Source organism: Asticcacaulis sp. P2_B1 (assembly GCF_056404915.1).
Map to the genome: position 1 here is coordinate 22,751 of NZ_JBFUDD010000019.1, position 24,944 is coordinate 47,694.

At 60.6% G+C, this 24,944-nt stretch carries 21 protein-coding genes; 8 read left to right on the top strand and 13 right to left on the bottom strand.

Translation table 11 applies throughout. The features are described 5' to 3' along the window. The first annotated feature begins 58 nt into the window (after positions 1–58). Together AC1DX3_RS23170 and AC1DX3_RS23175 are read left to right on the top strand one after the other, a co-directional pair. Complete coding sequence (locus tag AC1DX3_RS23170; RefSeq protein ID WP_476991727.1) at positions 59–1,567, top strand: tryptophan halogenase family protein; 1,509 nt, start codon at positions 59–61, stop codon at positions 1,565–1,567. Then, entirely contained in the window at positions 1,564–3,081 is a 1,518-nt protein-coding gene (locus AC1DX3_RS23175; protein WP_476991728.1) for a tryptophan halogenase family protein, read from the top strand. Before AC1DX3_RS23170 ends, AC1DX3_RS23175 begins: the two co-directional genes overlap by 4 nt. Before the next feature lie 71 nt (positions 3,082–3,152). On the opposite strand, the gene AC1DX3_RS23180 is transcribed toward AC1DX3_RS23175, so the two are convergent. The 4 genes from AC1DX3_RS23180 to AC1DX3_RS23195 all read right to left on the bottom strand — a co-directional run bounded on the left by AC1DX3_RS23180 (position 3,153) and on the right by AC1DX3_RS23195 (position 6,849). After that, on the bottom strand, positions 3,153–3,578 hold the full coding sequence (locus AC1DX3_RS23180; protein WP_476991729.1) for a DUF6881 domain-containing protein: 426 nt from the start codon (positions 3,576–3,578) through the stop codon (positions 3,153–3,155). 255 nt (positions 3,579–3,833) lie between these two features. Further along, the gene (locus AC1DX3_RS23185; protein WP_476991730.1) at positions 3,834–4,691 is read right to left on the bottom strand and encodes an alpha/beta hydrolase; all 858 of its coding nucleotides are present in this window, start codon (positions 4,689–4,691) and stop codon (positions 3,834–3,836) included. Beyond that, positions 4,691–5,473, bottom strand: coding sequence for a DUF1365 domain-containing protein (locus AC1DX3_RS23190; RefSeq protein ID WP_476991731.1), 783 nt, complete (start codon positions 5,471–5,473; stop codon positions 4,691–4,693). Before AC1DX3_RS23190 ends, AC1DX3_RS23185 begins: the two co-directional genes overlap by 1 nt. After that, positions 5,473–6,849: an NAD(P)/FAD-dependent oxidoreductase gene (locus AC1DX3_RS23195; protein ID WP_476991732.1), complete on the bottom strand. Its 1,377-nt coding sequence runs from the start codon at positions 6,847–6,849 to the stop codon at positions 5,473–5,475. Before AC1DX3_RS23195 ends, AC1DX3_RS23190 begins: the two co-directional genes overlap by 1 nt. 145 nt (positions 6,850–6,994) lie before the next feature. Between AC1DX3_RS23195 and AC1DX3_RS23200 the strand changes: the two genes are divergently transcribed. Genes AC1DX3_RS23200 through AC1DX3_RS23210 form a run of 3 tightly spaced genes read left to right on the top strand, consistent with a single transcriptional unit; the run spans position 6,995 to position 8,712 of the window. Continuing rightward, positions 6,995–7,618 (top strand): sigma-70 family RNA polymerase sigma factor, encoded by a 624-nt coding sequence (locus AC1DX3_RS23200; protein WP_476991733.1) that lies wholly within the window; start codon positions 6,995–6,997, stop codon positions 7,616–7,618. After that, positions 7,615–8,289, top strand: coding sequence for a ChrR family anti-sigma-E factor (locus tag AC1DX3_RS23205; RefSeq protein ID WP_476991734.1), 675 nt, complete (start codon positions 7,615–7,617; stop codon positions 8,287–8,289). Before AC1DX3_RS23200 ends, AC1DX3_RS23205 begins: the two co-directional genes overlap by 4 nt. Positions 8,290–8,292: 3 nt before the next feature. Further along, complete coding sequence (locus AC1DX3_RS23210; protein ID WP_476991735.1) at positions 8,293–8,712, top strand: DUF2177 family protein; 420 nt, start codon at positions 8,293–8,295, stop codon at positions 8,710–8,712. A 120-nt stretch (positions 8,713–8,832) separates the two neighbouring features. On the opposite strand, the gene AC1DX3_RS23215 is transcribed toward AC1DX3_RS23210, so the two are convergent. From AC1DX3_RS23215 to AC1DX3_RS23235, 5 genes are all read right to left on the bottom strand, one after another. Beyond that, positions 8,833–9,738 carry a hydroxymethylglutaryl-CoA lyase gene (locus AC1DX3_RS23215; RefSeq protein WP_476991736.1) on the bottom strand — a complete coding sequence of 302 codons (906 nt, stop codon included), beginning with the start codon at positions 9,736–9,738 and terminating at the stop codon, positions 8,833–8,835. Next, positions 9,735–10,901 (bottom strand): isovaleryl-CoA dehydrogenase, encoded by a 1,167-nt coding sequence (locus AC1DX3_RS23220; protein WP_476991737.1) that lies wholly within the window; start codon positions 10,899–10,901, stop codon positions 9,735–9,737. The genes AC1DX3_RS23215 and AC1DX3_RS23220 overlap by 4 nt, the downstream gene beginning before the upstream one ends. Positions 10,902–11,194: 293 nt before the next feature. After that, positions 11,195–12,910: an acetyl/propionyl/methylcrotonyl-CoA carboxylase subunit alpha gene (locus tag AC1DX3_RS23225; RefSeq protein WP_476991738.1), complete on the bottom strand. Its 1,716-nt coding sequence runs from the start codon at positions 12,908–12,910 to the stop codon at positions 11,195–11,197. Then, positions 12,910–13,671, bottom strand: a complete 762-nt coding sequence (locus AC1DX3_RS23230; protein WP_476991739.1) for an enoyl-CoA hydratase-related protein — start codon at positions 13,669–13,671, stop codon at positions 12,910–12,912. Before AC1DX3_RS23230 ends, AC1DX3_RS23225 begins: the two co-directional genes overlap by 1 nt. A gap of 4 nt (positions 13,672–13,675) precedes the next feature. Continuing rightward, positions 13,676–15,220: a carboxyl transferase domain-containing protein gene (locus tag AC1DX3_RS23235; protein WP_476991772.1), complete on the bottom strand. Its 1,545-nt coding sequence runs from the start codon at positions 15,218–15,220 to the stop codon at positions 13,676–13,678. Between the two features lie 329 nt (positions 15,221–15,549). On the opposite strand from AC1DX3_RS23235, the gene AC1DX3_RS23240 reads away from it, so the two are divergent. Beyond that, the gene (locus tag AC1DX3_RS23240) at positions 15,550–16,416 is read left to right on the top strand and encodes a LysR family transcriptional regulator (protein ID WP_476991740.1); all 867 of its coding nucleotides are present in this window, start codon (positions 15,550–15,552) and stop codon (positions 16,414–16,416) included. Here AC1DX3_RS23240 and AC1DX3_RS23245 read toward each other — a convergent pair. Then, positions 16,360–17,622 carry a class I SAM-dependent methyltransferase gene (locus AC1DX3_RS23245; RefSeq protein WP_476991741.1) on the bottom strand — a complete coding sequence of 421 codons (1,263 nt, stop codon included), beginning with the start codon at positions 17,620–17,622 and terminating at the stop codon, positions 16,360–16,362. The genes AC1DX3_RS23240 and AC1DX3_RS23245 overlap by 57 nt on opposite strands. A 411-nt stretch (positions 17,623–18,033) precedes the next feature. Between AC1DX3_RS23245 and AC1DX3_RS23250 the strand changes: the two genes are divergently transcribed. After that, positions 18,034–18,765 (top strand): response regulator, encoded by a 732-nt coding sequence (locus AC1DX3_RS23250; RefSeq protein ID WP_476991742.1) that lies wholly within the window; start codon positions 18,034–18,036, stop codon positions 18,763–18,765. Here AC1DX3_RS23250 and AC1DX3_RS23255 read toward each other — a convergent pair. The 3 genes from AC1DX3_RS23255 to AC1DX3_RS23265 all read right to left on the bottom strand — a co-directional run bounded on the left by AC1DX3_RS23255 (position 18,762) and on the right by AC1DX3_RS23265 (position 23,748). Continuing rightward, positions 18,762–22,781, bottom strand: coding sequence for a CHASE domain-containing protein (locus AC1DX3_RS23255; RefSeq protein ID WP_476991743.1), 4,020 nt, complete (start codon positions 22,779–22,781; stop codon positions 18,762–18,764). The two genes, AC1DX3_RS23250 and AC1DX3_RS23255, sit on opposite strands and share 4 nt — an antisense overlap. Continuing rightward, a complete protein-coding gene (locus AC1DX3_RS23260; protein WP_476991744.1) occupies positions 22,778–23,176 on the bottom strand; it encodes a response regulator transcription factor in 399 nt (132 codons plus the stop codon). Before AC1DX3_RS23260 ends, AC1DX3_RS23255 begins: the two co-directional genes overlap by 4 nt. Positions 23,177–23,238: 62 nt before the next feature. Continuing rightward, positions 23,239–23,748 carry a response regulator gene (locus AC1DX3_RS23265; RefSeq protein WP_476991745.1) on the bottom strand — a complete coding sequence of 170 codons (510 nt, stop codon included), beginning with the start codon at positions 23,746–23,748 and terminating at the stop codon, positions 23,239–23,241. A gap of 646 nt (positions 23,749–24,394) precedes the next feature. Here AC1DX3_RS23265 and AC1DX3_RS23270 point away from each other — a divergent pair. After that, the gene (locus tag AC1DX3_RS23270) at positions 24,395–24,928 is read left to right on the top strand and encodes a hypothetical protein (protein WP_476991746.1); all 534 of its coding nucleotides are present in this window, start codon (positions 24,395–24,397) and stop codon (positions 24,926–24,928) included. The last annotated feature ends 16 nt before the right edge of the window (positions 24,929–24,944 follow it).

The following is a 24,944-nucleotide window of genomic DNA, read 5'->3' on the forward strand; positions in this document are numbered from 1 at the left end:
GGCAGGTGTTTTTGTATAAGGCCTATGGCACTGTACAAAAATAATCCGGGGAACAGTCATGGCGGAAGTCCTTCAAAACATAGCCATTATCGGTGGTGGCACGGCTGGCTGGATTGCCGCCGCCATGCTCAAACGGGGATTGGGCGACTCGGTCGCTATTCGCCTGGTCGAGTCCGAGGAAATCGGTACGGTCGGCGTCGGCGAGGCCACCATCCCGACCATGCTGGCGCTCAACCAGTTCCTGCGCATCGACGAAAACGAGATGCTGAAACGCACCCAGGGCACGATCAAGCTCGGGATCGAGTTCCGCGACTGGTATAAATGCGGCCATGCCTATACCCACATGTTCGGCACCTTCGGCTATAACCTCGGCATCCTGCCGTTTTACCAATACTGGCTGAAGCGCCACCTCGACGGCGCCGCCAATGCCGGCTCGCTGTGGGACTACTGCTTCAATCAGCAGGCCGCCCGCCAGAACCGCTTTACCCGCGTCGACCGCATCCCGGATTCGCCGCTCGAAGGCCTGGTCCACGCCTATCAGTTCGACGCTATCCTCTATGCCCGTTTCCTGCGTGCCATCTGCGAATCCTCGGGTGTCGTCCGCACTGAGGGCCGCGTCACCGGCGTTAACCTGCGTTCCGAAGACGGTTTTATCGAGTCGGTGACATTACAGAGCGGCGAGATCATCGCAGCCGATATGTTTATCGACTGCTCAGGCTTCCGCGGCCTGTTGATCGAAGACGCCCTGCATGCCGGTTACGAAGACTGGACGAAATGGCTGCCGTGCGACCGCGCCGTCGCGGTGCCGTGTAGATCGGTCATGCCATTGACGCCCGTTACGCGTTCGACCGCTCACGATGCCGGCTGGCAATGGCGCATTCCGTTGCAGCACCGTATCGGCAATGGTCATGTCTTCTCTTCGGCCTTTACCTCGGTCGAAGCCGCCACCGACAAGCTCATGGGCAATCTCGACGGCGAGCCGCTCGCCGATCCGCGGGTTCTGTCCTTCGTTACCGGCCGGCGCAAGACATCCTGGGTCAAGAACTGCCTGTCGCTGGGCCTCGCCGCGGGCTTCATGGAACCGCTGGAATCAACCAGCATCCACTTGGCACAATCGGGCGTGACGCGCTTCCTTACCCTGTTCCCCGACAAGAGTTTCAACCCGCTGGAAATCGCCCATTATAACAAGCAGACCGAGCGCGAATACGAACTGATCCGCGACTTCATCGTCCTGCACTATAAGGCGACGCAACGCGACGACAGCCCGTTTTGGAACCATGTCCGCACCATGGACATCCCCGACAGCCTGGCGCACAAGATCGCCCTGTTCGAGGAGCACGGTCGCGTCCTGATCGAGCCCGACGACCTGTTCAAGGAGATGAGCTGGGTCCAGGTCCTGTTGGGTCAGGGCATCATGCCGCGCGCCGCCTCGCCTTTGACGCGGGTGTTGAGCGATGCCCAGATCGACGAGGTCATGGCCAATCTAAAGACCATCATCAATCGCGCCGCCGGCAGCCTGCCCGATCATGCGGCCTTTCTGAACCGGTTTGCGAAGGCCGCCGCATGACCACCCGGCACCTCGATTCGGTCATTATCTTGGGTGGCGGTACCGCCGGTTGGATGACCGCGGCGGCGCTTGGCCGCAACCTGGCCGGCGGCACGAAAGTCACCCTGATCGAGTCGCCGGATATCGGCACGGTCGGCGTCGGCGAGGCCACCGTGCCGTCGATCCGGCAATTCAACGACCTACTCAATATCCCCGAGGGCGAATTCCTCAAGGCGACCAAGGCGACCTTCAAGTTGGGCATCCAGTTCAACGACTGGCGCCGTATCGGCCACAGCTATTTCCACCCGTTCGGTGTCTACGGCGCCGGCGCCGAGATTGGCCAGTTCCATCAGGCCTGGCTGACCCTGGTGCAGGCGGGCGTGTTCGACCCTGACGGCGCCGACCGGCTCGACGCCTATTCGATGTGCGCCCTGGCCGCTCTGAAAAACAAGGTGACGATCCAGGATCCCAATCCGGCCTCGCCCTATGCGCGGTTGAACAGCGCCTATCATTTCGACGCCGGCCTCTATGCCGCCTATATGCGCCTGATCGCCGAAGCGGCCGGTGTCACCCGTGTCGCCGGTGAGGTCACGGATATCGCACTTAATCCCGAAAATGGTTTCGTCCGCACACTGACGTTAAAATCCGGCGAGACCCTGTCCGCCGATCTGTTCGTCGATTGCTCGGGTTTCCGTTCGCTGTTGATGGGCCAGACGCTGAAAGCGCCTTGGCTCGACTGGAGCCACTGGCTTCCCATGGATCGCGCCTGGGCCATGCCGTGTGAACATGGCGGTAGTCGCAAGCCCTATACCATGTCGTCGGCCACCGAAGGCGGCTGGATGTGGCAGATTCCCTTGCAGCACCGCGTCGGCAACGGCCATGTCTTCTGCTCGTCGCACCTCGACGAGGCAAAGGCCGCCGACATCCTGGTCAAGGCGGTGCCAGGCAAGGCGCTCGCCGATCCACGTTTGATCAAGTTCCGCACCGGCCGCTACGACAAGACCTGGGACAAGAATGTCGTCGCCATCGGCCTGTCCAGCGGCTTTATCGAACCCCTGGAATCGACCAGCATCTATTTCATCCAGTCGGCCATCACCAAGCTGTTGTCGCACTTCCCCGACAAGGCCTTCACACCCGCCAATATAGACGTCTTCAATCAGCGCATGAGCGACGATTACAATGTCGTGCGCGATGTCATCATCATGCACTATCACCTGACCGAGCGTGACGATTCCGCGCTGTGGAACCATGTCCGCACCATGGACATCCCCGATAGTTTACGCCAGCGCTTGGAGATCTTTCGCGAACGCGGCATGCTGCTGAACAAGGCCGAGGAGACCTTTGCCGGCACATCGTGGCTGGCCATCATGGTGGGGCAGGGGCCGATGCCGCTGGGTCACAGTCCGTTACTGGATGGCCCGAGCCGGGAAGGCTTGCGCGACGGGTTACGGCGGCTGCGCGACCAGATCCAGGCCTGGATCGATCCCCTGCCGAGCCAGGATGAATTGCTGCGGCATCATGGCCTGGTGGAATAAGGTTTTTTGCCACGGATAAGGCACGGATGGATGGCCTTCGGCCCGGCGAAGAATGGGAGCTCTAGACTAGATCACTTGACCTCATTCCTATGGGCGCCAACTTTTGAATCCCAGCACGTTTCAAAAGCAAAGCGTGAGATTTCTTGTAATTCAAATTCCGGCTTGTGGGCTATGTCATTCCAGTAAGGAACCGTCCCTTCGCTAAGCCGCGATCCGCCAACCTCAACTTTTCCGACCGCGTAGCCTATGCGGCCATCTTGCCAAATTTCCAATTTCCGTACTTCTTCTCGTTGCGCGTTGAGTTCGCTCCAAAGTTCGACGGGCTCGGTATTAAGATTGTGCAGCCAACGCACATGAATAAAGCTGGGATTGCCATTTAGAAAGAAGGCTTGAGGCTTAGGGCTCCCGTCTGCTTCCCGCCAACCCCACCTAATCTCCTTTGCGACCAAGGCTATGGACTCAGGGTCTCCAAACATGTCCGCTTCGATTTGGCACATACATCCCCAACAATCTCCCCCTCCACAGTCCATCGACATGGGATCAAGGCTCACGTTTGCGGGGCGTCCACACAATCCGCAGCCTCCCACTCGCGGAGGACTGACATCCACGCTTGTCCTCCCAAATTTCGCAATAAGATGGTGCCAAAATCCCATGTCGGCATCATGTCCGTAAAACATTTCGGCTACAAGTGCCGGTCAGTGAGGCTCTGAAAAATCACCCGCTTTAATCTGCGTCAATCTGCGGACATACCTCTATAAATGCGCGGCCAGCCAGGCCTTCACATCGGCATAGAGCGGCCCGAGATGGCGGAACGGGATCGAAAACGCAGCCGCCATGTCCTGGTGGCTCAGTCCATCATAATATTTTACCGTCACATCCGTTCCGGCAGCCGTCAGTTTCGGCTCCAGGCCGGCGATGTTCTGCATGCCCACCACCTTGTCGGCGCGGCTCTGCATCAACAGAAAATGCGTGTCGAGCTTCCTCGCATAGGTGATCGGCTGAGTCTCCAGCGGCTTGTCGGCACGACCGAACGCGTCGATCGAAGCCGCCACGTCGAACGGATAGAAATCATACGGTCCCGATATGCCGATACAGACCTTGAGCGGGGAGGGCTCACCCAGATAGCGCGGGTCGAGCGCCATCATCACCGCCTCGTAACCGCCGGCGGAGTGGCCGATTGAGCCCAGGCGCGAGACATCGCCATGATAATCGCCGGCATGGGCCATGATATGTTTGACAGCCGCGGCATTGTCTTCGAGGAAGGTCGGATAATGCACTGTCGGCACCAGGCGATAATCGGGTATGGCCACCACATAGCCCATGGAGGCCAGGGCATAACCCATCCAGCGGTAATCGTCTTTCGAGCCGCTGTTCCAGTTGCCGCCGTAGAAAAACACCAGGATCGGCAGGTTGACAGCGCCGATCGGGGCATAGACGTCGTATTTTTGCCGCGGGTCTTCACCGAACGGAATGTTGTGGGCGATGCGGGTGACACCGCCATCCTTCGGTGTCAGATTATTGAACAGGGCCAAGGTGTTACAGCCGGCGAGCAGAGCGCCCATGCCGCCTAAACCGAGAGCCCCTAACAGGCCGCGTTTCGTCACAGTCATTACCCGCTCACACTTACGCTCGACTTGGCTGTCGGCGGCTTCGGCTTCAATCTCATGCCTTTGATGAAAAGAAGCAAGGCCTCCCAATGGATGCCGATGACGACACCGAGCGTCATCAGCGGCATAACCACAAACAGCCGAGCCAGGGCCGCATCGCGCAAGGGTTCGTACGTTGCCGTAAAGCCGGCGAACAACATGTCCTGCAACGATCTGTCGTTCTGCTGCTGCCGCAACTGAATCTTCAGGGCAAACGTACTTTCCGGCGCGATCAGGTCGAATTCATAGGCCATGTTCATGTCCATGAAGGGCGAGACATGCAGCTTCTTTTCGCTATTCTGACGGATGCGTTTCGCGGCGCCGTGCACCGGCAAGACGTAGGAATGGCGGTCACCGAAGGTGTTGCTGACCTCATAGATGACGGCCCGCATCGTACCGTCGCGCCTTTGCGCGAAATAAAGGCTGATCGGGTTGAAAACGAAGCCCAGGACACGCGGCATGGCCATCAAAAACAGCCGGTCGCCGGGTTCGTACAAACCGTGCGTCACCAACAGTTCTGTCACGCGTTCGCGCAAGGGCGCCTCGCGGCTGGTGGCCTTGTCCGGGCCATGGTCGCTATCGTAAAAACCGAACAGATTGAAGCGATTGCGCGAAAACAGCCGCGTCTTGACGTCGTCCATATGGTCGAGATCGAGCATGACCTGGAAAATATGATAACTCAGCCGGTGCGCCTTCGGAGCAAACCGTTGATGCACGACCTCACCGGTATAGATGCCCGTTTGCATTATTCGGCGGCCTCCAGGACCTCTGTCGTTTCCCACGGGTTCCACTGGATGCGGCTCTTGCTCCAGTCGAAGTCCCACGGCCGGCGCTCGCCCGTCATGGCCTCGGCCACGGCCAGGCCCGACTGCAGGCCGTCTTCGTGGAAGCCCGAACCGAAATAGGCGCCACAGAACCAGGTGCGATTGACCCCTTGCAGATCGCCGAGGTGATCCTGCGCCGCGATCGCCGCTGAATCGAATAGCGGGTGCTCGAACACGGTGCGCTTGATGACCTTGGCCGCGTCGATGGCGTGGGTGGGATTAAGCGTGACGAAATAGTCCTGCTTGGTTTTCAGGACCTGCAGCAGGTTCATCCAGTAGGTGACGCACAATTGCTGTTCGTTCGAGGCGTTGCGCTCGCCCATATAGTTCCAACTTGACCACGCCGCCTTGCGCTTCGGCATAAAGGCCGTGTCGGTGTGCAGCACGACCTCATTGGAGGTGTAGCTGAACGCACCCAGAGTGCGCTTTTCCGCCGGCGTGGGGTCGGCGAGGATTTTCAGCGTGACATCGGCGTGGGTGGCGAAGACGACCTCATCGAAAACGTGGACCTCGCCATATTGGTCGGTGACCAGCACGCCTCCGTGCAGGCGTGATACGCTGCGTATGGCCATCTTGGTGCGAATACGGTCGCGGAACGGCGCGATCAGCTTTTTGACATAGGCCTGGGCACCGCCCACCACGCTGCGCCACAGGATGCGGTCCAGGATCTGCAACAGGCCGTGGTTCTCAAAGAAAGTGATAAAGGCGCGGAACGGGTAGTCCATGATCTGGGCGGCGCTGGTCGACCAGATGGCCGCCGCCTGGGGCAACAAGTGATCGTCGATAAAGGCGCGGCCGTAATTGCGATCCCTGAGATAGTCGCCCAGGCGATAGCCGTCGTGGGTGCGCGCCTTCAGGTCCTTCGGCGCCTCACGGTAAAAGCGCACAATGTCGAGCAACAGGCTGAGGAAGCGCGGACGGATCAGATTGCGCCATTGCGCGAACAGACCCCGCAGGCCCAGCGAACAATATTCCAGCGAGCCCTTGTCGATCGAGACGCCGAACGACATGTCGCTGAGTTGATGCTCAACGTCGAGATGGGCAAACAGCTTGACCAGGTTGGGATAGCAGGGCTCGTTAAAGACGATAAAACCCATGTCGAGCCACAAAGGATCGGCCTCCGTGCCGACATTGATGGTGTGGCTGTGACCGCCGATCTCGGCTTCGCTCTCGAAGACGGTGATGTCGTAATGGTCGTTCAACATCCACGCCGCCGACAGGCCGGCTATGCCGGTACCGACGATGGCGACGCGTTTGCGTGTCAAAAGGTTGGATATGCTGGCGTCATACTGGCTCATGGGGAATATTACGCGGCGCCCGCCGTTCTGGATCACAGCGCGAAAAATCGCGGTCCTCGTGATCCAGAAGCCGTTTATCGCCGTAAACTGCTCAGATTTCACCGGATAGGTCGTCGCGACCGGGCCTATCCCAGCGATATGTAAAATGAGCTTTGACCGCGCCCTCACAATCGGCTTTGCTACGCGCATGACCACGCCGTTGCCTGCCACCGACCCGGACACACCGGAAAGTTTGATCGCCCGCATTGCCGAGGCGAAGGACCGCGACGCCTATGCGGCTTTGTTCAGTCGCTTTGCCCCCAAGATAAAGGCCTTCGTCATGGGCCAGGGCATGACGGCCGCCGAGGCCGAGGATCTGGCCCAGGACGCGCTTTTGAATGTGTGGCGCAAGGCTCACCTGTTCGACGCCCATAAGGCGACCGCCGTGACCTGGATCTATTCCATCGCCCGCAATCTGCGCATCGACGCCGCGCGCAAGGCCAAGCGCGTCAAGGAGCTGCCGGAAGATCTGTGGATGTCGGATCATGACAAGGCGGCCGACGAGCTTTTGGTCGACGCGCAATCGGCCGAGGCTCTGGCCCTGGTCATGGCGACCTTGCCGCCCGAGCAAAAAACCATTCTGCGCCTGTCCTTTTATGAGGACCTGTCGCATGGCGACATCGCCAAGGCCTTGTCCATCCCTTTGGGCACGGTAAAATCACGACTGCGTTTGGCCATGATCCGGCTGAAGGCAGGCTTCTCGCGTACAGTATCAGGAGACAGCGTATGACGACGGCCCATCACCATCCGGGTGAAGACCTGCTTTGGGATTTTTATCGCGGTGCTTTGGCGCCGGGATTGGCCCTGGCCGTCGCCACGCATGTCGAGCTATGCGGGACGTGCCGCAGCGATATGAAGCTGTTCGATGCCGTGGGCGGCGCCTTGCTGGCCGAGATCGAAGACGCTCCGATGTCGGATAATGCCTTGGATCTGGCCCTAGCCAGAATCGAACGACCTAAGGAACGTCCGGATACGGACGATATGCCTAAGGCGACCGTCAAGACGCCGGCCTTCCTCGAAGGGTTCGAACTGCCTGACTCGCTAAAAACCGCCGCCATCAAGGACCGCTATTGGGCCGCGCCCGGTGTGTGGATGGCACCCGTTGTCGTGCCGGATGCGCCCAAGGGCTCGAAGACTTTTCTGATGCACGTCAAGGCGGGCATGGAAATGCCGGCCCATACCCACCGCGGCCTCGAAATCACCGTCATGCTGGCCGGCCGCTTCAAGGATCACAAGGGCAGCTATGGCCGCGGCGATATCGCCATCTGCGATGACAGTGACGACCGCCACTCGCCGGCCATGGAGGGTGATGAAGATTGCCTCTGTTTGGTGGCCCAAGAGGCCGCCATCGTGCCGCAAAGCTTCTGGGCCTGGGCCTTGCAGCCGTTCGCGCGGATCTAATCCATGATCAAGCATTTCGGCCTGACCTTTGTTATTCTGGTGGTTCTGCTGCTGGTCCTGGATGTCGTCTGGCTGGGGTCGACGATCGACAAGCTGTACAAGCCGAACATGCCGGGGCTGATCGCCGACAAGCCGAACATGATCGCCGGCGGAACCTTCTATGTCCTGTATGCCTTCGGCCTGGCCTGTCTGATCGTCTACCCGTCCCTGTTCGGCGGCAAAGCTGATTTCACTGGCTTGGCGTGGAAGGCGGCCTTGTTCGGTCTGGTGTGTTTCGCCACCTATGACCTGACGGGATTATCAGTGATCAGGAACTGGTCGCTGAAGCTGAGCCTGATCGACATGGCCTGGGGCACGTTCGCGGCGACGACAGCGTCACTGGGCACGGGGTTTGTGCTCAAGCTGCTGGGCCAGTTGAAGTAAGATAGAAACCCCACCACCACGCACGATAGCGCGGCGGTATACGACATTGAATCATCTTATACTCCCCCACTCGTGGGGGAGGTGGCAGCCCGCCTTCGGGCTGACGGTGGGGGGCCTTTCTTAAACCTGCGGCCGCCCCCTGGCAACGGCCACCTTCGACTTCGGCGCCCGGCCCAAAACATCCGAGATAAACCACGCCGCCTCGACCAACCTGCCGAGATCGACCCCCGTCTCAATCCCCAGCCCGTTCAGCATATACAAAACATCCTCGCTGGCGACATTGCCCGAAGCGCCCGGCGCATAGGGACAACCACCCAAGCCGCCGACCGAGGCGTCGACGACCGAAATGCCGTACTCCAGCGACGTCAAAATATTGGCCAGGGCCTGACCATAGGTGTCATGGAAATGCACGGCCAGTTGCGCCGCATCCGCCCGGCCGATCACCACATCCAGCAGACGCTCGACATCGGCCGGCGTCCCCACCCCGATCGTGTCCCCCAGCGACACCTCGTAACAACCCATAGTCAGCATCCGATCCGTCACATGCGCCACGGCATGAGGATCGATCGGGCCTTCATAGGGACAGGCGATGACGCACGACACATAGCCCCGCACCTTGACGCCGTCCGCCTTCGCCTGCTCGCACACCGGTGCAAACCGTTCGAGACTCTCGTCGATGCTGCAATTGATATTCTTCTGGCTGAAGGTCTCCGATGCCGCGCCAAAAATGGCGACATGATCGGCCCCGGCCGCCCGCGCGCCGTCATAGCCCTTCATATTCGGCGTCAGGACCGGATAGCTGACGCCAGAAGCGCGCGTAATCCCGGCCATGACCTCGGCGGCATCGCCCATCTGCGGCACCCATTTCGGCGACACGAAGCTGGCCGCCTCGATCATGCGCAAACCGCTCGACGACAGCCGGTCGATCAAGGCGACCTTGTCGGCGGTCGCGACGATCTGCTTTTCCGCTTGCAGGCCGTCACGCGCCCCGACTTCGTACAATGTCACATGCGACGGCCGGCTCACTTCGTTTCCTCGAACAGTTCCCGCCCGATCAGCATACGGCGGATTTCCGACGTGCCGGCGCCGATCTCGTAGAGCTTGGCGTCGCGCCACAGCCGCCCGACCGGGAAGTCGTTGGTATAGCCGTTGCCGCCCAGGGCCTGGATCGCTTCGCCGGCCATCCATGTCGCCTTTTCGGCGGCATAGAGTATACAGCCGGCGGCGTCCTTGCGCGTGGTCTCTCCCCGATCGCAGGCGGCGGCCACGGCATAGACATAGGCGCGGCAGGCGGCCCAGGTCGAATACATGTCGGCGACCTTGCCCTGCATCAGTTGGAAGGTGCCGATCGGCGCGCCGAACTGCTCGCGTTCGTGGACATAGGGGATGACGGCGTCTAAACAGGCGCGCATGATGCCGAGCGGCCCGCCGCTCAACACCACGCGTTCATAATCGAGCCCCGACATCAGCACCTGGACGCCGCGGCCTTCGACGCCGAGGACGTTCTCGTACGGCACTTCGCAGTCTTCGAACACCAGCTCGCCGGTGTGCGACCCGCGCATGCCCAGCTTGTCGAGCTTTTGCGCCACCGAGAAGCCGGTAAATTCCTTCTCGATCAAAAACGCCGTCATGCCCTTCGATCCGGCGTCCATATCGGTCTTGGCATAGACGACGAGGGTGTCGGCGTCGGGACCGTTGGTGATCCACATCTTCGAGCCGTTGAGGACATAGCGGTCGTTCTTGCGGTCGGCGCGCAGGCGCATCGACACGACGTCCGATCCGGCGCCGGTCTCCGACATGGCCAGCGCCCCGACATGCTCGCCGGAGATCAGCTTCGGCAGATATTTCGCTTTCTGCTCGGCCGTGCCGTTGCGCGTGATCTGGTTGACGCAGAGATTGGAGTGGGCGCCGTAGGACAGGCCGATCGAGGCCGAGGCGCGCGAGATTTCTTCCATGGCGATGGTGTGTGCCAGGTAACCCATGGCCGCACCGCCATATTCCTCGCCGGCGGTCAGGCCCAGCACGCCCATATCGCCCATCTTGCGCCACAGGGCCATGGGGAACTGGTCCGAGCGGTCGGTCTCATCGGCCAGCGGAGCGATCTCGACCTCGGCAAACCGCCGCACGCCTTCGCGCAGGCTGTCGATCTCTTCGCCGTGGCCAAATTGCAAATGCGGAAACTCAATCATGGGACATGTCCTCTAATTTTAAGTTCTCCACAGATTACACAGATTATACAGATTTTTCAGAAGGTTAGAGAGGAAGGATTGGCCACGAAAAACACGAAAAGCACGAAAACGATTGTGGGCGTCTTTAACATCGCTGCCAATCATACTCTGATTGAGCGCCTTCGGCGCTCGTCAAACATGACGATCACCCATATCGAAGACACCCATAGATTTTCGTGTTTTTCGTGTTTTTCGTGGTCAAACCTTACTTTTGAAAAATCTGCGTAATCTGTGTAATCTGTGGATAAACCCTTTTACTCAATCACAACCAACAAAGCCTTGTCGCCGACCTGATCCTCAGCCGCCACATGCACGGCCGAAACGACCCCAGCCTTGGGAGCCTTCATCGTATGCTCGATCTTCATGGCGCCGAGGATCAGCAGCTTCTGGCCCTTTTCGACCGTATCCCCGGCCCTGACAAACACATCGACCACCTTACCCGGCATGGGCGAGACGACATTGCCCGACGCCACGACATCTTCGCCGGCCTCGTGCTTCAAGACCAGAGGCGAGCGCTTGGGCAGGCCCAGCCACCAGCCCTTATTGTCGTTCCACGGCGAAGTCGGATCGGCCGTCACGGCACTCGCCGGCGCGGCAAAATCCGGCCACGGCGCCAATAACCGCTCCTGATGGCGGGCAATGAAGCCGGTATCGATTTCCGCCGCCGCAAACGCCTCATCCGACACCACCCGGCGCAGGAAACCGAGATTGGTCGCCAAACCGCGCAATTGCGTCTCGATCAAAGCCTCGCGCATCTTGTCCAAAGCCGCCGTACGATCCATGCCATGGACAACGATCTTGGCGATCATCGGGTCGTAAAAGACGCTGACCTCATCGCCTTCGCCGACGGCGGATTCAATCCGCGCCCAATCGGGGAAAACCAGCTTTTCCAACCGACCGGTCGCCGGCAGGAAATCGTTCTCCGGATCCTCGGCATAGAGCCGCGCCTCGATGGCATGGCCGGTAATGGTCAACTGATCCTGCGTTTTCGGCAAAACCTCGCCATTGGCCACCCGCAACTGCCATTCGACCAGGTCGAGACCGGTGATCTCTTCGGTCACCGGGTGTTCGACCTGCAACCGCGTATTCATTTCCATGAAATAGAAGGCGGCCGTGTCGATACCGTTCGCGACGTCGACGATGAATTCGACCGTGCCGGCGCCACGATAACGGATGGCCTGGGCCGCCCGCACCGCCGCCTGACCCATGGCCTGCCGCAGGGCTTCGGGCAGGCTGGGGGCCGGCGCCTCCTCAATGACCTTCTGGTGGCGGCGTTGCAACGAACAGTCGCGTTCGAACAGGTGCACGACATTGCCATGTTCATCGGCGAACAACTGGATCTCGATATGGCGCGGCACGGTCAGGTACTTTTCGATCAGCACCTTGGGGTCGCTGAAGGCGTTCTGGCCTTCGCGTTGCGCCGAAGTCAGGGCGTCGGCGAAGTCGGCCGGATCGTCGACCCGGCGCATACCCTTGCCGCCGCCGCCGGCCACCGCCTTGATCAGCACCGGATAGCCGATGCGGCCGGCCTCGGCCTGTAGAGTCGCCAAACCCTGGTCGTCGCCGTGATAGCCGGGGGTCACCGGCACGCCCGCCTCGGTCATCAAGGCTTTGGCGGCGCCTTTCAGCGCCATGGCGCGGATAGCATCCGGGCGCGGGCCGATAAAGACCACGCCGGCAGCCTCGCAAGCTTCGGCGAATTCGGCGTTTTCCGACAGGAAGCCATAGCCCGGGTGAATGGCCTGCGCGCCGGTTTCCAAAGCGACGGCGATGATGCGGTCGCCGCGCAGATACGACTCCGCCGCCGGCGCCGGACCGATCAGAACGGCGCGGTCGGCCTCACGTACAAAGGCGGCGTGTTTGTCGGCTTCGGAATAGACGCACACCGTCTCGACGCCCATGCGCTTGCAGGTGCGGATGATGCGCCGGGCGATTTCGCCGCGATTGGCGATGAGGATCTTCTTGAACATTAGGCGATCCAATCGGGTGAGCGTTTGTCGAGGAAGGCGGCTATACCCTCGCGGCCCTCATCGGAAGCCCGCCGCGCCGCGATCCGTGCAGAGGTCAGCTCGCCGGTCAGTTCGGGTTCCGCGATCAGTGCCTTGATATCGGCGACAGCGCCCGGCGCGCTGGCCAGGAAAGCCTCGACCACCTTCGCCGCCGCGGCGTCCAAATCGGTCGCCACTTCGTTGACCAGGCCGATCCGCAGGGCTTCCTCGACTCCGAAACGCTCGCCGCTCAACATATAGCGCCGGGATGCCGTCACCCCAATCTTGGCCAGGACGAAGGGCGAAATCACCGCCGGAATCAGCCCCAGCCGCACCTCGGTCAGGCCGAACATGGCTTCCGGTTTGGCGATGACGATATCGCAGCACGCCGCCAACCCGACCCCGCCGCCGAAGGCCGCGCCGTGGACCAGGCCGATCACCGGCTTGGGGCAGGTGTTCATGGTCTCGAACATGCGCGCCATCTTCATGGCGTCGGCGGTGTTCGCCGCCTCGTCCTGGGCCGCCGCCTGCTTCATCCAGTTGAGATCGGCGCCGGCGGAGAAGCTCTTGCCCTCGCTCGACAGGACGATGACCCGCACCACCTCCTGGCGCCCCAGCATATGGAAGGCGTCGCACAGCTCAGCGATCATGCCAGCATTGAAGGCATTGTGGACGTCGGGGCGGTTCAGCACCACCCGGGCGACGCCGCGGATATTCATATCGACTTTCACCATAGAAGTCATGACATCACATCCTGAATACGCCGAACGTCGTCGGCGCGATGGGGGCGTTCAACGACGCCGATATGCCCAGTCCCAAAACCCGGCGGGTGTCGACGGGATCGATGACTCCGTCGTCCCACAGCCGCGCGCTGGCATAATAGGGGTGGCCCTGGGCCTCATAGGTGTCGCGGATCGGCGCCTTGAAGGCGGCCTCATCCTCGGCGCTCCACGTCCCGCCCTTCAACTCGATGCCGTCGCGCTTGACGGTGGCCAACACATTGGCCGCCTGTTCGCCGCCCATGACCGAGATGCGGGCATTGGGCCACATCCACAAAAAGCGCGGATCGTAGGCGCGGCCGCACATGCCATAATTGCCGGCGCCATAGCTGCCGCCGATGATGACGGTGAATTTCGGCACATTGGCGCAGGCGACCGCGGTGACCATCTTGGCGCCGTGGCGGGCAATGCCCTCGTTCTCGTATTTGCGTCCGACCATGAAGCCGGTGATGTTCTGCAGGAAGACCAGCGGAATGCCGCGTTGCGCGCACAGCTCGATGAAATGGGCGCCTTTCAGGGCGCTTTCGGAGAACAGTACGCCGTTATTGGCGACGATACCGACGGGATAACCGTGGATATGGGCGAAGCCGCACACCAGGGTTTCGCCGTACAAGGCCTTGAATTCATGGAAGTTCGAGCCGTCGACGATGCGGGCGATGACCTCGCGCACATCATAGGGCGTCTTGGTGTCGGCCGGGATGATGCCGTACAATTCCCTGGCATCGTATTTCGGCTCGACGACGTCGCGGGTGGCCAGATCGACCTTTTTGACCCGGTTGAGGTCACCGACAATCCGCCGCACGCGCGCCAGGGCGTTGGCGTCATTGGCAGCCAGGTGATCGACAACGCCGGAGACGCGGGCATGGACGTCGCCGCCGCCCAGATCCTCCGACGACACGACCTCGCCGGTGGCGGCCTTAACCAGGGGCGGGCCGGCCAAAAAGATGGTGCCCTGCTTCTGCACGATGATCGACTCATCCGACATGGCCGGGACATAGGCGCCGCCGGCCGTGCATGAGCCCATGACCACGGCGATCTGCGGGATGCCGCGCGCCGACATCTGGGCCTGGTTGAAAAAGATGCGGCCGAAATCGTCCTTGTCCGGAAACACTTCGTCCTGGTTCGGAAGATTGGCGCCGCCGGAATCGACCATATAGACGCACGGCAGGTTGTTGGTCAGCGCGATTTCTTGCGCCCGCAGGTGTTTCTTGACGGTGAGGGGGTAATAGGTGCCGCCCTTGACGGTGGCGTCATTGCACACCACGACGCATTCGGTGCCGTTGATGCGGCCGATGCCGGTGATCATACCGGCGGCCGGGACGTCGTCTTCGTAGACGCCGTGCGCCGCCAGGGCCGAAAACTCCAGGAAGGGCGAGCCCTGGTCGATCAGGCCGGCCACCCGGTCGCGCGGTAGCAACTTACCCCGCGCTACATGCTTGTCGCGCGCCGACTGCGAACCACCGAGCGCGATCTTGGCCGAGACCCTGTGCAGGTCCTCGACCACGGCCGTCATGGCGGCGGCATTGGTCCTGAATTCGGAGGATGTCGGGTCGATCTCGCTTTTGAAAGCCATGGTGTCGATTCGTCTTGTTGTTCCGCCCAAATTTTACCCATACGCCTGTTGCGAGCATTGGAAAAATCGATAATAACTATTCTATAGATAGATGGCGTCTATGATAAACCCAGAAAGGCCTCCACCACCATTCGCTGCGCTTCATGGTCCCCCTCCCCGGAAAGCGGGGAGGAACAGGTTAATTCTTGATCCTCCCCGCTTGCCGGGGAGGGGGACCGCGCCCGGAGGGCGTGGTGGTGGGGCCACTTCCTTTTCTTGAGACGGAGCCCATGGAACTCTACCTCCTCCGCTACTTCCTCGCCGTCGTTGAAACCGGCAATTTCACCAAGGCCGCCCAGGCCTGCCTGATCACCCAACCGACCCTGTCCGCCGGTATCAAGCGCCTCGAAGACCAGATGGGCGTGGCCCTGTTCGTGCGTAACAACAAACGCGTCTTTCTGACCACGGCCGGCTCGCGTTTCCTGCCGCGCGCCAAGGCCATCCTGCACGAAGTCAATATGGCCTCCGCCGAGATCGCTCAGTCCGACCAGGCGGCGACCCTGCGCCTCGGCGTCCTGCAAACCCTGCCGGCAGCCACCGTCGCCGGTCTCCTCTCAGCCTTCACCACGCAACATCCCGGCCTGCGTTTCGATCTGTTCGACGGAACGGAGCAGGAGCTGCTCAACCGCCTCGACGAACGCGGCATCGATTTCGCCCTGTCGATCCGCCGGGTGGACGACGACACCAGCCTGCCCCTGTTCGAAGAAGGCTACCAACTGGCCCTGTCGCGCAACCACCGCCTGGCCGCAGAACCGGTCATCCGCGGCGAAGACCTGGCCAATGACTCCATGATCGTGCGCAGCCGCTGCGAGGTCCTCAGCGAAACCAGCCGCCATTTCACCGACCGCAATGTCCGTCCGCCGCTCGTTTACCGCACATCACAAGACGAACGCGCGCTCGCCATGGTCGGCGCCGGCATAGGCGTCACCGTCATGCCCGACAGCTATACCGCTGCCGATGTCGTGCGAATCCCAATGGCCGGCTTCAATCCGCGCCGCACGGTCGGGCTGTTCCTGCCGCGTTTCGCCCTACCCGAACGCCTAAACGAGACGGCAGGGGCGTTCGCGCAATTTGCCCGCTTCTTCTTCGAAGTCTAAGACCTCCGCCGATGACTCCTGGCTCATCATATAGTCGCGCGTCATCGGCAGGGTATCGAGCTTCTTGCTCACCTGGACCTGATAAACCATCAGGTCGCCATAGCGGAAACCGAGCTCGCAATAGCAGAGATAGAAATCCCACATGCGGCAGAAGCGATCGTCATAAAGCTTTTCGACCTCATCACGCCGCGCTTCGAAACGCTCGCGCCAGTGTCGCAGGGTCTCGGCATAGTGCAGGCGCAAGGATTCGACGTCGGTAATATAAAGCCCCGACTTTTCGATCGAGTCGGTGATCTCCGACAGGCTGGGGATATAGCCGCCGGGAAAGATATATTTCTCCGTCCAGGCCGATCGCCCGCCGGTCTTGCCGCGCCGGCCGATCGTGTGGATAAGCGCGACACCGTCATCTTTCAACCGCTCGGCCACGGTTTCGAAATAGCCGTCAAAGCCGGCCAGCCCGACATGTTCGAACATGCCGACGCTGACGATGCGATCGAACTGGCCCGTCACCTGGCGATAATCGCACAGCTCGAAACGCACCCGCGATTGGACGTCCGGCGCCTGGGCGCGCACCTCCGCCACCGCCAGCTGCTCGGTCGACAGGGTGACGCCGGTGACATTGACATTGTCGCGCTTGGCCAGGTGCAGGGCCATGCCGCCCCAGCCGCAGCCGATATCGAGCACGCTTTGCCCGGGCGACAGGGCCAGCTTGGCGGCGATATGGTCCTTCTTGTCGATCTGGGCCTGTTCCAGGGTCACGCCCGGATGCTGAAAATAGGCGCAAGAATATTGCATATCCTCATCGAGGAACATGCGGTAGAGCGCTTCGGACAGGTCGTAATGATGCGCCACGTTCTTGCGAGAGGCCGTCAGCGAATGCGCCGGCAGCCAACCCTTGAATCTGTGCAATAACCGCGACCACCGCCCGCGTTTGGGCATGTTCTGCAAATTGATGCCGATCAGCTCGACGAATGACCACAACGAGCCGTTTTCGACGATCAGGTCGCCGTCGGTATAGGCCTCGCCGAAATAAAGGAAGGGGTTCATCGCCACCTTGAAGGCCGTCCATGAGCTGGCGAACCAGATATGGACGTCGAGATGCGGATGTTCCGGATCGAGCGCGCCGAAATGCCAGGTTTTGTTAGGGTTAATCCGCACGGTCAGCCGGCCGCGCTTGATCAAAGTGGTCAAAAACGTCTTCAGCATCACTGCCCCCTCACTGGAAGATTCAGGACGACACGCCACCCGGCGGCTTCTCCGCCGGGCTCAAGGTGTTAACCTATACCACAGAACGGTTTGCGGCGCAAAATTCCGAGAGGATTCCGGGCGGCGAAAAATATGAATCCGATAAGGAAAGGGTTAACGCGGCGCGCCGAAACCGAAAGTCTAAGTTAGATGTGCAAGCGGCGTCATAACGCTAATAGCGGGCAACTCAGCGGCTGAATAACCCGTTACGGCGCCTTGTCAGGCCAAGCTCGTGTCAAGCCCACAGCGAATCATTTCATTGTGGTCCCCGCGCGCGAATAAGCGTAAGGACAAACTATGTGCGACGCACCGGCAGCAATCGATTGTGGTTGTGAAATTAGAATCTGTTATTTCATTTCAAGATAGTGTGCCGTGAAACCAAAGATTTTAGCTCCTAAAATACTCGTCGTCGATGACACGCCCGATATTTGCGAGTTGCTTGAGGTTGTGCTGAGCCACGCGGGTTTTTCCGTGGTCCTGGCCGACGGTGCCGCCGCCATGGATGCTGTTTTAGCCGACACGCCGGTCGACCTGATCGTCCTGGATACCATGATGCCTGTTGAGGACGGATACTCGGTATGCCGGCGAATTTCGTCCGGCGACGGGCCGCCGATCATCATGCTGAGCGCCAAGGGTGAAGATGTCGACAAAATCACAGGGCTCGATCTCGGCGCCGAAGACTATATCGCCAAGCCCTTTAACGCCGACGAGCTGATCTCCCGGATCCGGGCCGTCCTGCGGCGCGTGAAAAAGAGCGCGCGGCCGGCGCCGGATGTCTGGACCTTTTTCGGCTGGGTTCTGGACAAGCAGACGCGCAAGCTCTCAAGCCCCGAGGGTAAGTCGCTGGCCCTGTCGCCCGCCGAGTTCGGCCTGCTGAAGGTTTTCCTCGATCAGCCCGACCGGCCGCTGAAACGTGAGCAAATACTGATCGCCATGGGTGAAGTCCACGGTTTCAGTACACCCCGCGGCCTCGATACCCTGGTGTCGCGGTTGCGGCAAAAGCTTCATTATGTCGACCCGTCCTGCACCGGCGACAAGGAATTGATCCAAACCGTCTATGGCGCCGGCTATATGCTGCGGCCGGGACCACGCAGCACGCTCTAGACCGTCTCTTCCGCCGCCGGGAAAGACATCCAGAAGGTCGCACCGGCGCCTTCCGCAGACTCGTAGCCGATCGTTCCGCCCATGCGCTCGACGATATCCTTGGTAATGTGCAGGCCGAGGCCAGAACCGCCTTTGGCGCGCGTGCTGGATGAATCCGCCTGAGCGAAGCGTCCGAAAATACGTCCGCGGAAATTGGCCGGAACGCCGGGGCCTTCGTCACGGACGGAGATTTTCACGCGGGCATCATCGGGGTCGCCATCAAGCGCGGCCGCCACATAAACCGTTCCGCCGGGCGGCGAAAATTTCGCGGCGTTCGAAATCAGGTTCGTCATCGCCTGCTGGAATCGGGCGCTGTCGACGCGGATATGCAGTTTTTCCGCCAGCGGCGCGGTGATCAGGCCGACGCTTAATTTTTCGGCGAAAGCCTGGTTCAGGGCGACGGACTGCTCGACCAGTTGTGTCACCGGTTCGTGCCGCAGATCGAAACGCATCGTGCCCGAAGTGATCTTGTCGATATCGAGGATGTCGTTGACCAGGAGAACCAGCCGGTCGCAATTGCGCCGCGCCATGTCGACAAGACGCCGCCCGGCATCCGGCAGGTTTTCGGACAGGGTGGTGGCGACAAAATCGAGCGACCCGCGGATCGACGTCAGGGGCGTCCGCAATTCGTGGCTGACGGTGGATATGAACTCGCTCTTCATGCGCTCCATCTCCCGGCGTTCCGTGATGTCCTGGATCTGGGCGATAAAATAATCCGGCGTGCCGTCCGCCTTGCGCACCAGCGATATGCTGAGCAGTCCCCAGATGATGTGCCCGTCCTTGTGAATATAGCGCTTTTCCAGGTCATAGCGGGTGTTTTCGCCCGATAAAGCCGTTCGCACCAGCGTACTGCCGATTTCGATGTCGTCGGGATGGGTAATCGTCTGGAAGTCGGTTGCCAGCAGGGCTTCCGCCGAATAGCCCAGGAGCTCGCAAACGGCGCTGTTGACGCGCAACCACCGCCCGTCCAGGCCGACCAGGGCCTGGCCGATGGGCGCATTCTCCATGGCCAGGCGGAAGGTTTCCTCGCTGGTGACCAGGGCCTGCTGCTGGGCCCGGCGTTCAGTGATATCTTCGGCGACCCCGAGATAGCCGACGATGTGACCGTCCTCGCCCCGCAACGCCGTCACCGTCAGGCTGACCGGGAACCGCGAGCCGTCCCGCCGGATGAAGGTCCACTCATTGGTGTCTTCGCTCTGTTGACCGATGCGGGCCGTAAACGCTTCGAAGCCGGGCTCGATCGCCACGCCCAGTTCGGCGCGCAATTTTTCGGTCTGAGCTCGGATCTCCTGCGCATCATGCCAAAGCAGCGGCGTTTCGCGCCCGACGACCTCGGCGGCGGCATAGCCCAGGGCTTTTTCCGCTTCGAGATTGAACGAGGTGACCTGCCCCACGGGGTCGGTGGTGACGACGATATATTTGGTGCTGGCCAGGACGGCGGCGTTCAAGGTGCTGGCCTCGAACAACCGGCGGCCCGACTGGGTCAATTCGCGGGATTTCCGGTTGAGGACGAGCAGGGCCTGCACCGTCAGGGCGCAGAGGACGGCGATAATCAGGCCGGCGACCAGGGCGATGATCGGGAAAGGCGATCTCTGGGTGGCGAGGAAGGGTTCTGTCGGGCGGATCTGCAGCGTCCATACCTGATTGGCGACCTTCACCGTCCGGACGATCTTTTTTCCGGCCAGGGGCACATCGTCGGCGCCGGCCAGAGCGATATCTCGCCCTGAGTGTTCGACGCTGATCTGGTAATGGCTCTGGACGTCCTCGGTGAGGCTGCCTTCGGAAAATGTTCGCGCGTTGAAGAAGGCGGCCAGATAGCCGAGGGGCTGGGATTGGGCGCTGAGCGGCACCAAAACCGTGAATTGCGGCGGTCCGTTCAGCTGGCTTTGCAAGGGCGAGGCTGTCGGCAAACCGCGCCCGACGGCCAGGTTGAAGACGCCCTGGGCCGGCATCCTGTCGGCAAGCTCACCGGGCATGCGGCCGGCGCCTGCCGTTTCCGGCTCGAACCATTCGGCCTTCCGCTGGCCGTCGAACCGCGCCAGGGCGTCAAGACCCTTGACATCCCCAACCAGATTGTCGGCATCGGCGCGCGAGACTTCAGTGGGTATCCTTGAGGCGGCGCTCCACCGGGCCGCGGCGCGTTCCAGGGATTTGATATCCGCCTCCACCCGCGACCCGATCAGCTCCTGGATCCGCGACGCGTCGCGTTCCATCAGGCCGTCGGCATAGCGATCCTCCTGCACTGACAAGGTCCGGTAGGCAAAAATCGAGCCGAGCATCAGGACGGCAAACACGGTGACCGGAATGATAAAGCGTTCCCGGGTCCCGCGACCGTCGCCTATATCCGCGTCTTTCAGGCTGACGCCGAAAAACAGCACTGCCAGCATGGCCGTGAACAGCAGGCCGGCGCTTAAAATAAGCGTCGGCGTCACCGATCGCCCGGCATTGTCGAAGGATTTCGTGCTGCGCCAAACCACCAGCCACGTCCTCTGGCCGACTTGAAAATGCCGGCGCGTGCTGAAGGCTCCAACCGACGAAGCGTCGCCGCTACGATAGATCAGGTTCGCGGGCGTTTCGCTGTCCTGGTCGAATATCTCGATGTCGATCTGACTGCCCTGGCTGCGCGTCAGGTCGGTGAGCAGGTTCTTGGCAATGAAGGGCGAATAAATCCATCCCTGCAAATCCGCGCGCCGGCCCTCGACGGTCGCGGGTACCTGGTCGGATTTGAACAGCGGGTAGATGAGCATGAAGCCTGGTGTCTGCTCCCTGTCCTGAACAAGGTAGATCTTTTTCGTCAGCGTGGTCCGGCCGGAATCCCGCGCTTGCAACGCTGCCGACAACCGGTTGGGTTCGAAGGCGAGATCCAGCCCCAATGCGGCGCGGTTGACCTCTATCGGCTCGAGATAGGTAATGACGAAATGGTCGTTGCCGGCGAGGACCGGATGAACTTTAAAGTCCTGAATACCCTCGGAAGCCAGCCGGGACCGTATGGCGGGCAGCTGGCTGTTGGTCGCCGGTTCGATCACGCCGATACCATTCATGCCGGGATAGTTGGCCTTGATATTCAAGGCCGCGACATAGGTTTCCCAGTCCTTGTGGCTGACCTTTTGTTTCCCCTTCCAGAAGGCCGAGGCGCCGACCAGCGCGTTGTTGTAGGAGTCCATACGGCGGCCCAGGGCCTTCTCGCTCTCCTGGCTGAGGGCGGTAAAGGCATCCTCCTTGGCCTTGAATTCGCCGATAGACACGATCTTCCAGGCATAAAAGGTCAGTCCCAGCGGTATCAGGAGAAGAAACAGCGCCAGGGCGGACACCCGGCCGACGGCATTGCCGTTAAGGCGCACAGGATTGGGGTTGCCGGGGGCGATCAGGGCCAGGGGCAGGAAAACGATAACGCCGAAGACATCCCCGCCCCACCACGACAGCCAATTGTTTATAGTTTCCGCCGGTGTCATCAGCCCTGCGGTGCGCAGGCTGAGAACGCCGATGCTGGCCGCCGTGACGCAGGCGACCGGGCCAACGAGGATGAACAGCCGGAATATCTGGATGACCGATACCAGCTTCAGCGGCATGCCGACAAAACGCCGCGCCAGGGCGCAGGCAATAAGGATCTGGATCGTCGACCCGGCAGCAATAGCCCCCGCGACGGCGAGTTTTCCCCACACTATCCCGGCCGAAACATCCAGCCCGCCGGCGACATAGGCGTTCAGCAGAAACGAACCCAGCCAGATGCCCGGCCAGAAGCGCCGGCCATGAATCAGGCATATCCCGAGCGCCAGACCCGACGGCGGCCAAATCACGGTGGCAAAACCCGGCGGCACGGACAGCAGCAGGCCAAGCTTGCCGGTGACTATGTACAGGATGGCCAGCCCGATGACCTTAAGGCTGTAGGTGGCGAGCGGATTTCGCCGCAGCCGGTCGAAACCGTCTTCGTGGCTGGCAGGCGACGTGGCGCGGCTTTGCGGCACTTGCGAACTCACCTGCCGGTCGCGTCGCGGGTCGCGGCCAGCAATCTTTCAATACTGCTCAGGACGAGCTCGGTATCGAAAGGCTTTGTTATGTAATTGTCGGCGCCCATTTCCATAGCGCGCATGACATCGCCGTTTTTGTCGCGGGCCGACAGGACGATCACCGGTACATCGCGCCTGTCGGGGAGTTGGCTTTTGCCCTTCAGAAAACCCATGCCGTCCAGTTCCGGCATGGCGAGATCGAGCAGGACCAGGTTCGGCGCGAATCGGCCGAGCTGGGCCAGTCCGTCACGGCCGTTTTCCGCCGTGGCGACGTCATACCCTTTCGCCGTGAGGACGATCTCGAGCAGGTCGCGAATGTCGGCCTCGTCCTCGACGACGAGAATGCGTGCGGATTGAGAGCTCATCAGGGTGTCTCGTGGGCAGGATGTTCGCGGGCGGCGAATAGTTCAGGCGGCGTACGCTACCATTATCCGATTTCATTCTCGCTGGGGTTAAGCCTTCGCACTGTGGCGACAAGATCGCTTCCGGAGGCGGGAGGTGTATGCATGAAGGCGAACCAATAGGACGACAACTCGGCGACCATGTGTAAATAGGCGTCGGGCGAGTGCGGTTTGGTCAGAAAACCGTTGGCGTGAGCGTCATAGGCCGATTCGATGTCGGAACTGGCGGACGAACTTGTCAGTACGATACACGGGATGCGTCTTAAACGGGCGTCGCTCTTGACGATACGCAGAAATTCGATGCCGTGAACGCCCGGCAGGTTTAGATCCGTTACGATCAAATCCGGCAGGACCACAGACTCATTGGCCACGTCCCGCCATAGCCTGGTGAGGGCGTTTTCCGCGGTTTGATCGGAGGTTAACCGGATGCCGGGATTGTAGCGGGTAAGCGCGCGGCGAAACAACAGAACGTCACCACTATTATCTTCTACAAGCAAAATATGCGGTGCCCGTGCTCTCTCCACCTGCTTAGTCATGTTACTATTTTCTACGCCACATGTAACTCTGTCTTCCAATCCGCCATCGGCACGAAGGCGAACGGTCGATCGGGCGCACGAACAGCGGGCGCATCGCCGAGTATTGCCCGCAATAGGTAAATGTCGATGAATCAATTGTCACGACTCTGAAACAATCTTGGGTGGTCGCGCGACGGCGAACCTTGCTCGGTGTCACCGCGGTGTGTCAGCCAGATTCCCATATGCAAAGGATTGCAGCTGTATCAATTATATCACGATTATTGCGAACGGGCAGGGGCGGTGAACAGTTCAGTGCAGAAATAATACCCTGAACGCACGTTGAAATTCAAGTATTGCTGAAGATGTGCGCCGGTCATACTATCATCGCATTGTTTTTATGTAATATTTTTGTTATTCGGCGAAAGCGCAACCAAAAGAGCATCAGCGGAGAAAACGCCGGTATGACCATGGTATGGCCGCCGCAAACCCTTAAAATATATGTCTGTATATATAATAGGCGCGCGCGAGGCCATGACGGCCTTGCGACATAAAATCCTGTTTTGCGAACATCTCTATGCGTCAATACATCAGTAATAAATGGGGCATAAATAGGGTTAACCACCGTGATTACTAAATGTTTGTGGCGTACCGTATAGTGAGGCTTAAAATGAGTACCCGTATTCTGCGTTCCGCGGCCAAAATGGCCATCATCGGATCGCTTCTTCTGCTCCCCCTGCAAGCTCACGCCGATGGCGCGCGAGAGGTCCAGGTCGCAGGACGCACCCTGACATTCCTCGATAATGGCCCGACCGGAAAGGTCGTTTTCGCCGTCGTCTTCGACCCGTCTAAATCCGCCTCGGTTGCCGAAAAAGACCAGGTCATGGCCGCGCTCGGCGCCGGCATGGTCGTCGGCAGCGTCACCATCGTCGGCAAGGCCGTCGACAGCGGCTCCGTCGCCGGCACCAGCGGTGTCGCCGCCTTTTATCTCACCCACGGGGTCAACTACGCCGCCGTCGGGGCGGTCGCCAAGAGCAAGAAGACCCTCAGCATCAGCGCCGACATGGCCTGCGTCAATTCCGGCGCCTGCGTCATGGGTGTCGCCGCCAGCCCGAAGGTCGAAATCGTCGTCAACTCCGCCTCCGCGGCCGCGATCGGCGCCAGTTTCAAAGCCGCCTTCAAGATGATGATCAAGGAAATCTAGCGTAATCCGAAAAGCG